The sequence below is a fragment of the Desertivirga brevis genome, from assembly GCF_017355835.1.
Genome location: NZ_JAFEWF010000010.1, coordinates 51,193 through 66,113, shown reverse-complemented (window position 1 = coordinate 66,113; position 14,921 = coordinate 51,193). Strand labels below are relative to the sequence as shown.

The window sequence follows — 14,921 nt, the reverse complement described above, 5'->3', positions numbered from 1 at the left end:
AATTTTTCGCAGGGGTTGGGGTTACACCACCTAGGTATTTTAAAAGAAAAGGAATAAGAAATGGGCCCTTTCGGATCCTCATTAATACCATCTTGGTACCCGGTTGTGAGTTTATTGGGAAAACACCCCCTGTTTTCACAACAAATAGGGGGTCATTCCCGAACAATTCCACAACAAAGTACCAAACAGTTCGCAAATCCTCGCAAAATCAAGCAAATCCTCGCAAAAGCCGGCAAGGGGCCTCTCAGGCCTTTTTTTATGCAAAAATGCCCTCTACATTTGTTCAGCCTTTGCGACATACCGGTATAAAAAAGCAGGCTTAACAGAATTTTTAATCTTTTAAATTTTAAAAAAATGGGAAAGTTTAGTAATGGAATCTTTGGAAATTTTTATGGAAAAGTAGGCAATGTAGTAGGCAGCAACTGGCGCGGAGTTGATTATCTGCGCAGCTTGCCCAGGATGACTAAAAACCGGGTAGCCACCCAGGGTCAATTGGAGCAGCAGGCTAAGTTTGGCCTGATCACGGCCTTCCTTAGCTCTCTTCGCCCTTTCATTGAGGTAGGGTATAAAAAGCTGGCGGTAAAGCAAACTGCTTACAATGTGGCTGTAGCCGATAATGTAAAGAATGCGATCACCGGAAACTATCCAGATTATGATATCGATCCCTCTGCATTGAGTTTTAGTCGCGGTATTTTGCCTTTGCCCTTAGATCCAGCGGTAGCAGCTGCTGCAGAACGTCATGTTAGCTTCAGCTGGACAGACAATTCGAAGAAAGGAAAAGCGCTCGAGACCGACAAGGTTTCTGTACTGCTGGTAAACCAGGTGGATGAGGAGTCTGAATACAGCTTGGGTACGGTTACCCGTGCTGATGGGGCAATAGACGTAACAGTACCAGCCGGCTGGGTTGGTAAGGAGGTAGATTGCTACTTGTTCATTGCTTCGGCAAACGGCAAGGAGGTCTCTAATACCTTCTACGGAGGTAAGGTAACTATCCTTGAATAAACAGCAGGTTAAAGCCGCCGTCCGGAAGGACCGGCGGCTTTATTTTAACCCTCTTAATACAAGAATATGGAAAACCTGGCCAACAGCAGCCTTATCCTGGGAAGCATCCTTTCGCTGATCTTCTCGGTGATCGCCTTCTTTGTAAGGCAATTGCACAGTGATTTCAAGAAGGTTGAACAAAACCTTTTCGAGATAAAGACCAGCACGGAGCTGATCAAGGCGAACATGCACAATGAAAACCGGAGGATCTTCGAGCGGATCAACTTTCATGAAAAGCGACTGGAACAGCTGGAACTATATCTGCTGAATAGCTTTGAAACAGAGGCATTGAAGAAAGTACGACAGAAAAATAAGTCGAAACCTGATGAAAACAAGGTCGATTAGTAGCATACTGAAGAAGCCCGGGCAATTTGCCCGGGCTTCTTTTTTAAACAATCTATTACACAGCTACACCCGCGTCTCCTGGTTTTCCTCTCATTAATGCTTCCACATCAGACAATTTGAAATAAACCTTACCCTTTAAAGAATAGGAGGGGAGATCCCCCTGTTTCCTTAACGTGTAAAGGCTCCTTTCACTAATAGGCATTAATTGCATTACCTCTTGCTTATCCAGCCAGCTTTCACGAAACTCCTGCTGTTTTTTCCGGGCAATAGGAATAACCTTAGTGCCTTCCCGTTCCTCCAGCTGAACCACAAGGTAATGTAATCCGCGGATAAGCTCCGCTGTGTTCTCTTCAATCGTTTCAGCAGCATGTAATAGCCTTAGAAAAAGTTTTTTTGTTTTAAAATCTGTCATTGACAGATTGTTTACTTGCTCCTTTTTCATGTTCGTTGTTTATCAGGTTTTAATATTGCCAATACTACTGGTTTTTTTAATACGAGAGGGATTACAAGTGGGTTATTTTCCTTCCATCAGTTTCTGTTTTTGCTGAATTTCTAACTGTTTCCTTTTATAAACGTCTTTCAAATCTTGAATCATCGCTTCTAGGGATTTAAGCAGGAAATTGTAGGTCTCTGGTTCTATTTTTATATTATTTTCAAGGCTCTTACTGCTCATTTTACCGGTTTCCAACGATGTAAAGGAACTAGCAAAATGTCCTGCCAGGGTTCTATTGCTTATCACTCCGAAGAATCCTCTTTTTAAGAGAAGGAACAAAAATCCTCCGATTTGTGGAACAGACCAGAATATTTTAAGCAGTAGGGGCTCTGAAAATGGAAGTTTTGTATCAGGCTTGAATTCCTCCGGATCTATAGGCTGTGATATAAAGGCCGGTAAAGTCTCATTCAAAGATTTATTGAAGGGATCAAAAGGAGCTCTGCTACTAGTTAGAGGTAGTTTTAGCATGGATTCAATACGCTTAGTTTGTTGCGGCGACAAACATTTCCTTGCAAGCTCAATGTATTCCCTGTAGAAATATTGCTCCAGATCCGGGTGATTAAGGTTTAGTTCAATTAGCTTGCATAGCATTTTCCATTTGCCGAAAGTTTGCCTAGCCTCTGAATAAATTATTGAATTGAAAGAGGCTTGAAATTCACCCACGTAGAAAATTTTTGCGGTGGTAACAGTTTCCAAAGCCTTCTTGCTCTTAAGTTCCTGAATAGGCAATAACGCAAGTCTTCGAAGTCTCTCAGGATATTCCCTCTCGGCAAGAAAATCTAAGAATTCCTGTTCAAACCTCTGCCATTCGAATTTATACTTACGGAGCATAATTATATAGAAGCATCTACTTTTCCCTGCTTCCTCTAATAGATCATTTAACTTTTTATAGATATCTAAAAGTATCAGTAAAATTTTGGCTCCGGCAATCGAGGCTGCTGGCTGAAGCTTTCTGTGAACTCTGCCTATGCATCCTTCAACCGCTTCAATTGTCCAGGTTAATGAGCATATACCTTTTTCTTTTTTACGTGTACGTAGATCCGCCAGGACCTCTGCCTCTACATCGCGTAACTGTTTCGAAGTGATTTCGAATTTTTGAATACTTAAAAATTCGTTCACAATAATTTCCAGATTCTTTGTATTTAAGAACATCAATTAAATTTAAGATTGTAAATCCGGCTTCTTCCCGGCCTTGTTAATGTAAGATGGGATTGCTAATTAATCCCGGTATTCCATCCGTTCAATCTTTCACAAAGTCACAAGTTTTAAAGTCGCAGCTGGAATTATGGTAGATATATAGGTAAATAAAAGATTGTAGTACTAAGTACCCGTAATGATAGCTTAGGCCTAAAAATAGGTTTAGATTGAGATGGGCAATTTGGTTCATAGTTGTAATTGGTAGCCACAAGATTTTTTCAAAGGGCAAACAATTGTAGTATTTATAGAGATAAATAATAAATTAATTTTATTTTTTATAATATAAATAACTGACGTGTAGCTTTCTTGTAAATTGATTACTAGTCGTTGGTGTTATTTGATTTTTTCTAAAATTGAGTAACGGAAGTTGGATTGGATGTTCGTACATCTGTAGCCCTCCTCACTGCCCCTAAAGGTTTACCCGCTGCGCTAATTTCTGCTGCTGGTTATTTAGTAACAGCAGGGGTGGTGGCAAGTGCAGTTTCGTTGGTACCGATCGCTTTGACCGCCTCTTTATCAATAATTTTTATGAACATGATTTCTGCGAACCTACTGAGATTAACGTACGTACTAAGGCTGACTTGATTAATTATGCTTTTTAACTCCATAAACTTTGCAATATTTCTACCTATAGTATTTATATTGTATTGGTTTGCAACAAACAAAAACCTAAAACTTCAAAATTTATTATTGCTGGTGGCGAGCTACTTCTTCTATGCTTGCTGGGACTGGCGTTTCTTATTTCTGTTAATGTTTTCAACGCTATTAGACTACTTTACAGGCTTAAAAATGCAGGATGCTTCCAGTCTAAAATTAAAGAAATTTTGGTTTATTCTCAGCATAACGGTGAATCTCGGATTTCTTAGCGTTTTTAAATACTATAACTTTTTTGCAGAATCTTTCTCCGAAGCCTTTGCTCACCTGGGCTTACATCTAGATCCCTGGACACTAAAGGTCATACTCCCGGTAGGGATTTCGTTTTATACCTTTCACGGTCTTTCCTATGTAATAGATATCTATAAAGACAGGATTAAGGCAGAAAGAAACTTTACAGATTATGCGGTCTTTGTAAGTTTCTTCCCCTTACTGGTTGCCGGTCCAATTGAACGGGCAACCCATCTTTTACCGCAAATAAAAAGATCAAGAGCTTTTGACTACTCAAAAGCTGTAGACGGACTACGGCAGATTCTCTGGGGCCTTTTCAAAAAAGTTATCATTGCAGACAACTGTGCAGAGTTTGCGAATCAAATTTTTAATAATTCTGCCCATTATCCTGGTAGCACCCTGGCATTTGGTGCATTGTTTTTTGCGTTTCAGATTTATGGTGATTTTTCTGGCTATTCAGATATTGCATTAGGAACAGCAAGACTTTTTGGTATAGAATTACTACGGAATTTCGCTTTTCCTTATTTTTCAAGAGACATAGCCGAGTTTTGGAGGCGCTGGCACATATCGCTTTCTTCCTGGTTTAAAGACTACTTGTATATTCCACTCGGCGGAAGCAAGGGAGGGAATTGGATGCGTATCCGGAATACATTTATCATTTTTATTGTCAGCGGTTTATGGCATGGTGCCAACTGGACTTTTATAGCCTGGGGAGCATTGAACGCCCTTTATATTATGCCGTCTATCGTAATGAAAACAAATCGGAATAATATGGAGACGGTAGCACAAGGAAAGGATCTGCCGACGCTGAAAGAGCTTTTTCAGATGTTTATAACTTTTAACTTGACTGTTTTCGCCTGGATATTCTTCAGAGCAGATAGTATCAGCCACGCCACAACTTATATTTCTGAGATTCTATCGCCTTCAGTTTTTGAGTTCCCGGTGTTTCAGGGGATGCACAATCCTGTGATAATTCTTATTCTCATCGTCTTTTTTGTTTTGATTGAATGGCAGGGCAGGGAAAATCAATATGCTATTGAAAGATTTGGGCTGAGATGGCAGAAAGCCTACCGCTGGAGTTTCTATTTCCTGATCCTCATTTTGCTTTTCATATTTAATGGGAAGGAACAACAATTTATTTATTTCCAATTCTAAGAATATGAAAAAGTTCCTTACTCAAATATTGCTGTTCTCTTCTGTTTTTTTTCTATTTGATAAATTGTTCTATGCTTTTCTACTGGTTTCACCTTCAATGGAGAAAGATAAACGACTGGAACTTGTTTTGAATGGTAAGATGAATAAAGACATTGTTGTTTTAGGTTCATCACGAGGGGCAAGAAATATAATTGCCAGCCAAATAGGCGACTCTTTAAATGTTTCCAGTTATAACCTTTCTTATCCCGGGTCGAACATTGAGTTTCATGAGTTTTTATTAAGGTCGTTGATTACCCATAATAAAAAACCAAAGCTTGTACTATTAGCCTTGGATGATCCCTATGAATTACTACCAAATGAATCCATCACCTTTAGGTTGGACAGGCTATACCCCCTTGCAAAGTATAAGTATATAAATGATGAAATGATTAAAAGGGGAGAGAAGAACTTTTTGTCTAAGTTTTTCATACTGTCACGTATCAATAAAAAAAATTTTGATATAAGAAGAAAGTCTTTCACTACTCTGGATACACTCATGCATTGTGGGTCTATGCCGATCTCATTTCAAAGGAAAAACCGGCAGTTTACTTTTCAAAATGATGTACAGAAGTATGAAAAAGAATCTGAATTGCCTGAGAAAATACGAGCATTTGATAGATTACAGGATTTATGTCTTCATAATAATATAAAGCTCTATCTGGTCTATTCTCCAAATTTTAAAAACCATAATTCAAGGTTTGAAACTAGAATTCAAAAGTTATCACATCCAGCGGTTTCTTACATTCGCTATGATACTAAAAATTCAATTTATCTAAATAAAGATTATTTTTATGACCAAAGCCACCTAAAGAAAAACGGAGCGATAATATTTACAGATGAAATAATTAAACATTTGAAAGGAGAAGTACGACTACCAAAAACGTTGCTAGATAAAGAGCTGCGTAAGTCTGGCCGTCCTATCGTTACCAGGAATATGCTTAGAGGTACCTTGGGGTGCATGAATAGAACAGTATTTCAGGACTTGAGAACATACAACTCCGACACGGGCTTTGGGCTCCTTGACTACTTCTTGGCAGAAGATCAGACTTTTTTACCCGAAAAATTCTTCTATGTTTCGTCCTTTCCTTTTCATTAGAACCTCAACTAGTTCAAAAAATAAAGAAACGGTACAGACCTTTAATACCTCTAATTGTAGAATTTATACTACATTTTTTTTCTTTTAATTTCTACATTAATTCTTTTAAATTAAGAATATCTTTGCTGTAAGTATGTGCCTTATATAATACATATTTATAGATGAGTTTATTTGTGAAGTAAGAGGAACTTCATTTTCGTTATAATATAATAAAATTATATGTAGAATTTTTACCTGTCGCGATCTTCGTATGGATACCTATTGAAAGATCCATCTTCCTTTCATTTATTTTCCTTCTAATATTTCAATTGCAATTGACATGGGCAGGTATTGCCTAAACTTTTAACATATGAATAAATTTTTACAGATTTTTTGCACGGCCTTTATTATACTTTATGCCAATCTTGCAAAGGCTCAAAATTGTACAATTAACGCCGGGGCGGACAGGGCAATATGTCCGGGCCTTCCTTTCGAACTAAATGGTACCGCTACAGGTAATTTTGCTTCGGGAGCTGTCTGGACCCAGATTTCCGGGCCCGCAGTGACTGTTTCTACTACAACTGTATCTGCTGGAGTTGCTAAAGCCACAGTAACTGGATATGCGCAGAATGTGGAATACACATTTCGTTTATCCGCTAAATGCACTGATGGCTCGCCCGTTGTCGACGATGCAAAGTACATCGCTTCAAACTTAACAGTGGCTAATGCAGGTCAGGACATCAATCAATGTCCAGGAGTACTTACTATGGCTGCTAATGCGGTTAAGCCTGGGGAAACGGGTACATGGTCGGTTGTAAGCGGCAATTTGCCTGTTCCTTCTCCTCAAACTTCACCCACTGCCACCGTTAATCTTCCAGCTACAGGAAATACAGTAGGGGTAACTGTTTTCAGATGGACAATAACTAATGGATCTTGTAGTACTACTTCAGATATAAAGGTAACTAACTTAGGTGCCATTTCGCCTGTAACAGCATCCAGCCCTGTAAATGTTAGTTGCTATACGGTGACTGGCTCTGTGCAATTGAATGCATCATACGGAGGTGCAGGTAATGGACAGCAGGGAACCTGGTCTTTTATAAGCGGCCCGAGTATTCCTTCCTTTAATAATGTTAATAGAAATGATGCCACCATCAGTAATCTGGTAGAAGGAACATATGTGGTTCGTTGGACCGTTGTTGGTCCATGTGCAAGTGGATTTAAGGATGTTACTATCAATGTTGGACCTCCAACACAGAGCGTAACGACTGCCGGAAATCCAACGCTTACTTATTGTGACGGCCGTACCTCTACTACCCTCGAAGGTGCTAAACCTCAATACACAGGCGAAACTGTACAGTGGACTGCAGCCGCTACTAATCCAACTGCTGTAACCATTCATTCTCCAAACGTTCCGACCACTTCTATTTCCGGATTAAATGGAACTGGAAACTATAATTTTACCTATACAATAACGAATGCATTTGGCTGTACTTCGACGGGTACCTATAGAATAAGATATACAGCCGCTCCATCTGTAAATATAGGCCTGACTAGTCCTCAAATTTTGCCTTGTGGCATTACTCAGGTGAGTATTCCTTATACTGTAGGTGGCGGTAATACGACACAATGGGCACTTGTTAGCAGCCCGGCAGGGTCAGACATTGAAACTCTTTCTGGGTTAAATAACTTCACTACTGCTGCAAACAGTCCTCAAATTATAACAGGCCTTAACAAGCCTGGTACATACATTATCCGTTTTAGGAGATACAGTGATAACTCGAGCGGTGGCTGTAATGATGCATTTGCTGATATTAGTATAATTGTATCAAAAACTCCATATCAGGCAAACGCTGGTACTGCCCAATTACTGGCTTGTAGTACAGTAACCGCTACCCTTGCAGGAAACGATCCGGCAGCGGGGGACGCAGGAAGAGGCGAATGGAGCCAGGTTAGCGGACCAAACAAAGCTACTATCGCTAACAAATTATCTAGTACTACTGGAATTTCTAATCTTGTAAGTGGAGTATACGTATTCAGATGGATCGTATCTGGCGGTGAGAATGATTGTGGAGATACGCAGTCAGACACAAGAGTGATCGTTGCATCTAATCCGACTATTGTTAATGCCGGTGCAGATATAGGTACTTGTTACGGAACTCCTGTGAAGTTGAGTGCCAATCAGCCGCAATTAAATGAAACAGGAACATGGTCAGTTGTATCAGAATCTCCTGCTTCACCAGCTAGTATTCTGGCGTTTTCTAACATCAATGACCCTAATGCTGTTGTTATTGGCTTACTTGCAAATAAAACTTATCACTTAGAGTGGAAGATCAGCAATAGTTGCGGTACGATCACCGATAATGTTACGATCAATACGACTAACAGCAACGGTCCTAAACAAGCTGTTGCAGGTGCAGACCAATGTAAGACATCTGGTACCACTAGTTTTACCTTAGCCGGAAATACCCCAGCAGGTGCTGAGACTGGTACATGGACCCTAATAGCTGGTGCTCCTAATACCCCGACATTTAATGCTGGCGTCTATAATACTACAGTATCCGGTGCGGTTAATGGTACCTATAAATTCGAATGGAGGCTGGAAAATGGTTCTTGTAATCCAACCAGGGATACTGTAACCATCACTATTTCAGGACCAACCACTGTCGCAACTATTACGGGTGCTCCCACTGTAAACGTTTGTAGTTTGACCGATATTAATTTACAGGGAAACACCCCCGCTGCCGCTGAGACAGGCTACTGGACACAAACTGCTGGTCCCGGTGGGGCAGTAATAGCTGACCCAAATTCCGCGGCTACTACGGTTTCGGGACTTACACCAGGCCGCTATAAATTTAAATGGACTATCTCAAATGGTGCTTGTTCAAGTTCTTCAGCTGAAATCACTTATAACATCAGCGAACCTCCAACAACATCAGTTGCAGGTTCCGACCAAGTGCTTTGTGATGCGACTTCTGTAAGCCTTGCAGCGAACAGTCCAACTGTCGGAACGGGACTATGGTCAGTAGTAAGCGGACCAAATAATCCTACATTCTCCAGTCTGAATAATTCAGCTGCAACAGTAAGCAACCTCGATCTGGGAGTTTATATTTTCAAATGGACGATTACAAATGGTTCTATTTGTGCTCCATCTTCTTCAACTGTAAAAATTACTGTTGGAAAGTCGGCGAACGCTGGAGCTGACCAGAACTTATGTAATACCACAACAACTTTATTACAGGGTAACGAGGGAAGTATGGGAAACTGGAGCTATGTATCAGGCCCTGCTCATACATTATCTCAAAATCCTAATACCTCTTACGCAGTTCTATCGGACCTTATACCTGGTAGTAGCTATGTATTTAGATATACCATCACAAGCGGAGGCTGTGGTACTGTAACAGATGATGTTACCATTAATGTGAGTGGTCCACCATCCACAGCTGACGCTGGTACAGACCAGGATCTTTGTACTGCAAATGGAACAAGTGTTTCTATAGCTGCGACAGCACCATTGATTGGAACAGGAGCCTGGAGTATCAGAAGCCAGCCAACAGGAGGAACAGCTGTAATTACCAGTACAAGTTCAGCATCTACTACGGTTACTGGCCTTACCAAGGCTGGTGTTTACATACTAGAATGGACCGTAAGTAATGCTAATTGCAGTGGTACTCAATCGAACAAAGATGTACTTAGAATTACGGTTTCGAACCCTCCTACAACTGTTCAGCCTATGGCTGCTCAGACTTCAGCTTGTACAGACAGGGTTGTATTAACCGGAACTACACCTCTGATTGGAAATGGTACCTGGACTTATGTTAGCGGTGGAACAAGTACCCCTGTTATCACAGCGCCAAATTCTCCAACTACTACTGTTACAAACTTAAATGCTGCACCCGGCAACCCTTATATTTTTAAATGGGAAATAAAAAGTGGTTCTTGTACTCCGTCATCTCAGACTGTTAGCGTGAATGTTACGGATGTAACTCCTTCAGCCGCAAATGCAGGATCAGATCAAACTACATGTACAAACGCTATTGGTGGAACAGGGAGTGTGACCCTTGCAGCAAACGCAGCAGTTGGTTCTGAACTTGGAACCTGGACAGTTGCTTCAAAGCCCGTAAGTAGCAGCCCTGCTTTTGCAAATCCTACAGTAGCCAGTACCTCGATCAGCAATTTAAAGGCAGGTGTATATGTACTAAAGTGGACACTTGCTAATGGAAGCAGCTGTACCAATGAAGATGAAGTTACTATCACAGCATTTGATCCTCCGTCAACAGCTGATGCGGGACCTGTTTCTGCAACCTATTGTTTATATGCTCCTGTTCAGCTTAATGCAACTGCCCCTGTTTCCGGTGTTGGAACATGGTCAGTAATAACTAAACCTGCCGGAGCGAGCGATCCTGTTTTCAGTAATGTAAATGCCGCTAATGCGAGTGTAAATGGTCTTATTCAAGGTGCTTATCAATTGCGTTGGACTACCTCTAATGGCCCTTGTACTACCAGTCAGGATGATATCACCGTTAACATTGAGGATTGTCAGATAGCGGTATCTAAAACGGCTGGTACTCCGGTACAGCAAAACGATGGAAGTTATAATGTAACCTTCTCGTTTAAAGTGAAAAATTCAGGATCAACTGCGCTAAGTAATGTACAGGTAGAGGATGATCTGGCTTTAACCTTCCCATCTCCTAAAACCTTCACGAAGGTTAATATTAATGCGACCGGTTCTTTAGTTGCAAATGCCAATTTCAATGGTGCTGCGGATAAAAACCTTCTTACTGCGGCCTCCTCTACTTTGCCGGCTAATGCAGAAGGAACGATCACACTTACAGTTAATGTCAAATTGAATTAATTACCGGGAGAACATATAAAATGAATATTACAAAGACATTTTTGAAAATTACCTTACCGGTAATTGGCCTTTTACTACTTACGGGTCGCCAGGATTCTTTTGCACAGGTTACCTTACAGGCAAAGAACACGGCAACGGCAACCGGTACAGCACCTGGTAATGTGTCTGTATCAGATATATCAAACGATGGTTTGACAATCAACAGGCTTTTATCTGATCAAACGCCTGTTATTTTCCCTGTAATCGGGATAGGTAAAACAGCAACTGTTTCAACAATTAAAGCAGACGGTTCTTACGACGTTCTTTATACAATAACGATAAAGAATTTTGGAACTATAGACTTAAAAAAGGTTCAGGTTACTGATGTATTAACAAATACCTTTCCCTCGCCTTTAACTTATACGCTTATCGCAGCTCCTGCTAAAACAGGAACGATTGCTTTGGCGGCGGGATATGATGGTACTGCTGCTAACTCTGCTTTATTAGATCCGGCAAATAGTACCCTTGTTGCCGGAGCATCTGCAACGATTACCATTAACTTAAGTGTTAAGCTGAATGGAGCTGCGGGTGGTACTACTTATAATAATACGGCCAGGGTTAGCGCTGTAACAAATGATGATACTCCGGTTTTTGACGACTCGAATAATTCGACTGATCCGGATGGAGACGGAGATGGAAGTCCTTTGGATGATAATATCCCCACTCCGGTTGTCTTACAAACAAGAGATATTGCAGTTACCAAAACGGTTAATAACGCAACACCGAATGTTGGAGACAATGTGATATTTACGGTTACCGTAAAAAATAATGGCCCTGCAGTAGCTGAAGGCGTAGAGGTTGTTGATCTCCTGCCTGCTGGTTATACTTTTGTTTCAGCTAGTCCTTCTGCTGGAGCTTACGATCCGGCAACAGGTAAGTGGACTGTTGGTACATTAACTAATGCCGCTACTCAGACACTTGCCGTTACAGGAAAAGTGGTGCCTGCAAAAACTGCAGCGGAATATAAGAACACTGCCAGCTCAAATTTAATTGCAGATAGTGAGAGTTCAAATAACAGCGCTTCCGTAAGTACAACTCCTGTTCAATTGCCTCCGGTCCCTGTTAACGATTCTAAAACAGGAAATACCCTGGGTGCTGATGTTACTCTGAATATTTTGTCGAACGATAAAGTCTCGGACGGATCCCTGGCCACTTCATCAAATTCTACAATTGACATTGACGTAAACACTCCCGGAGTACAAACCACCTTTACTAAAACAGGAGAGGGTGTATGGACCTATAACAGTACCACCGGTGAAGTAACGTTCAATCCGGATGCTGGATTTACGGTAGATCCTACGCCACTGGCTTATACATTGAAAGAAACGCTTACCGGACTTTCTGCTAATGCAACAGTTACAATTACATATATACCTACTAATCCTGTTGCTGAAGATGATTCTTCAACAGGTAACACCCTCGGAGCAAACGCTACGGTTAACCTTTTAACTAACGATAAACTGGGAGATAGCAGTGGGGCTCTTCCAGGTTTAGTTACTGTAGACCTTGACCTAACTACCGCAGGAGTTCAAACAACCCTGACGGTAGCTTTAGAGGGTGTCTGGACATATAATACGGCTACCGGAGCGCTTGTTTTTGATCCAAATACTGGATTTACAAAAGATCCGACTGCAATTCCGTACACATTAACGGAAAAGCTTACAGGTTTGAGTGATAATGCAACTGTATCAATGACCTATGTTAAGGGGCCTCCGGTTGCATCAGACGATAGCTCAACAGCAAACACGCCTGGAACTAACGTTACGCAGAACATTTTAACAAATGATAAGCTTTCTGACGGAAGTTCAGCTCTGCCAGCATTGGTAGCTGTGGATCTTGATCCTTCTACTCCGGCTATAGACCTGACTAAAACAGTTACAGGAGAAGGGGTATGGACCTATAATCCAGTTACGGGTAATCTTACATTTGATCCGAACAGCGGATTTACTACAGACCCTACCGCTCTTCCATATAAGCTGACAGAAACACTCACTGGGTTAAGTGCCAACGCTAGTGTAACAGTAGGATACACAAAAGTTCCTCCGGTTGCAGCTAACGATAGTTCATTAGGAAATACTCCTGGAGCTACCGTAACGCAGAATATCTTAACAAACGATAAACTTTCTGATGGAACTGACGCTCTGCCTGCATTAGTAACTGTGGATCTTGATCCTTCTTCTCCGGCAATTGATGTTACCAAGACGGTAACAGGAGAAGGAGTATGGACCTATGATCCAACTACGGGTAATCTTACATTTGATCCGAATGCAGGCTTTACCACAGATCCTACAGCGCTTCCTTATAAACTGATTGAAAAGATCACGGGACTAAGTGCAAATGCTACGGTAACCGTGGGTTATACAGAAGTTCCTCCGGTTGCAGCAAATGATAGTTCAACAGGAAACACGCCTGGTGCTAACGTAACGCAAAACATCCTGACGAACGATAAGCTTTCTGACGGAAGCCCTGCTTTACCTGCATTAGTAACGATCGATCTTGATCCTTCTACACCAACTATAGATCTTTCAAGGACTGTAGCAGGAGAAGGTGTATGGACATATGATCCAGCTACAGGTAATCTTACATTCGATCCGAACACTGGATTTACTACAAATCCTACTGCCCTTCCATATAAATTAATTGAGAAGATCACAGGTTTGAGTTCAAGTGCATCGGTAACTGTAACGTATGCAAAACTTCCTCCAGACGCTGTTAACGATATTGGAACCAGTACCGTTCCTGGAGTAAACGTTGTTAATATCCTTACAAATGATAAGTTATCTGACGGTAGCCCTGCAACCCCTGATAAAATAATAGTTGATCTTGATCCTTCAACACCTGGGGTACAAAATACCAAAACGGTAACCGGTGAAGGAACCTGGACTTACGATCCGGCGACAGGAAACACCACATTCGTTCCCGTGTTCGGATTTATCACCAATCCTACCCCAATCCCTTATGAACTTAAGGAAGTGGGAACAGGCTTGACAGACATTGCGACTATATCCTTCAATACTGCAATTAGTCTTAAGATCGGTATTGGGAAGACGGTGTCGGCTCCAAAACTTGAAGGGAACGGTAGCTACACCTTTACTTACACAATGAATGTTAAGAACTACGGAAATGTGGCCTTGAACGATGTGAAGGTTACTGATGACTTGAAAACAGCCTTCCCATCGCCCATGAATGTAAAAGTTAACGCTATCATCGCAAGCGGAACGCTTAAGGCAAACATTGGTTACAACGGAACGAATAACTTAGAGCTGCTTTCAGCAGGAAGTACATTGCCGATTGGTGCTACGGAGACAATAACCCTAACAGTTAATGTAATGCCCAATGGTTCTTCAGGCGTTTTCGAAAATTCAGCAACTGCAACAGGTACTGGAGCTAATACAGGGGGCGTGACTACGGATGTTTCCAATGATGGCTTAAATCCTGATCCAAATGGCAATAATAATCCATCTGAGGGGGGAGAGGCAAAACCTACACCAATAAGTCTCGATCCTACCAATGTGGTTATACCAGAAGGGTTTTCTCCAAACGGTGACGGAGTGAACGACAAGTTCGAGCTTGAAAATGTTGGTCCTAGACGAATAAATCTTGAGATCTATAACCGTTGGGGAAACCTGGTTTATAAAAATCCTGACTATAAAAATGATTGGGACGGAACATGTAATGCTGGTATTTATGTAGGCCAGAATGTTCCGGATGGAACTTACTACTACATAGCCATCATAGATGGAAAAGAGAAGAGAGTAAGGTTCATCACAATTAACAGGTAAAAGAACAATGAAAATCAG

At 41.2% G+C, this 14,921-nt stretch carries 8 protein-coding genes; 6 read left to right on the top strand and 2 right to left on the bottom strand.

Annotated elements, in window-relative coordinates:
• The first annotated feature begins 354 nt into the window (after window positions 1-354).
• Both J4N25_RS21495 and J4N25_RS21490 read left to right on the top strand, forming a co-directional pair.
• Window positions 355-1,002 carry a DUF6266 family protein gene (locus J4N25_RS21495; RefSeq protein WP_207423873.1) on the top strand — a complete coding sequence of 216 codons (648 nt, stop codon included), beginning with the start codon at window positions 355-357 and terminating at the stop codon, window positions 1,000-1,002.
• Window positions 1,003-1,068: 66 nt separating this feature from the next.
• Window positions 1,069-1,386, top strand: coding sequence for a hypothetical protein (locus tag J4N25_RS21490; RefSeq protein ID WP_207423872.1), 318 nt, complete (start codon window positions 1,069-1,071; stop codon window positions 1,384-1,386).
• Between the two features lie 55 nt (window positions 1,387-1,441).
• Here the strand turns inward: J4N25_RS21490 and J4N25_RS21485 are convergent, their stop codons facing one another.
• Together J4N25_RS21485 and J4N25_RS21480 are read right to left on the bottom strand one after the other, a co-directional pair.
• On the bottom strand, window positions 1,442-1,828 hold the full coding sequence (locus J4N25_RS21485) for a helix-turn-helix domain-containing protein (RefSeq protein WP_207423871.1): 387 nt from the start codon (window positions 1,826-1,828) through the stop codon (window positions 1,442-1,444).
• Between the two features lie 72 nt (window positions 1,829-1,900).
• Window positions 1,901-3,031, bottom strand: coding sequence for a hypothetical protein (locus tag J4N25_RS21480; protein WP_207423870.1), 1,131 nt, complete (start codon window positions 3,029-3,031; stop codon window positions 1,901-1,903).
• 795 nt (window positions 3,032-3,826) lie between these two features.
• Here J4N25_RS21480 and J4N25_RS21475 point away from each other — a divergent pair.
• The 4 genes from J4N25_RS21475 (at window position 3,827) to J4N25_RS21460 (ending at window position 14,903) form a co-directional block, all read left to right on the top strand.
• Window positions 3,827-5,116, top strand: coding sequence for an MBOAT family O-acyltransferase (locus J4N25_RS21475; protein WP_242695974.1), 1,290 nt, complete (start codon window positions 3,827-3,829; stop codon window positions 5,114-5,116).
• Between the two features lie 4 nt (window positions 5,117-5,120).
• Entirely contained in the window at window positions 5,121-6,251 is a 1,131-nt protein-coding gene (locus tag J4N25_RS21470; RefSeq protein ID WP_207423868.1) for a hypothetical protein, read from the top strand.
• A gap of 349 nt (window positions 6,252-6,600) precedes the next feature.
• On the top strand, window positions 6,601-11,082 hold the full coding sequence (locus tag J4N25_RS21465; protein ID WP_207423867.1) for a PKD domain-containing protein: 4,482 nt from the start codon (window positions 6,601-6,603) through the stop codon (window positions 11,080-11,082).
• A gap of 20 nt (window positions 11,083-11,102) precedes the next feature.
• Window positions 11,103-14,903 (top strand): T9SS type B sorting domain-containing protein, encoded by a 3,801-nt coding sequence (locus J4N25_RS21460; protein ID WP_207423866.1) that lies wholly within the window; start codon window positions 11,103-11,105, stop codon window positions 14,901-14,903.
• Window positions 14,904-14,921 lie beyond the last annotated feature (18 nt).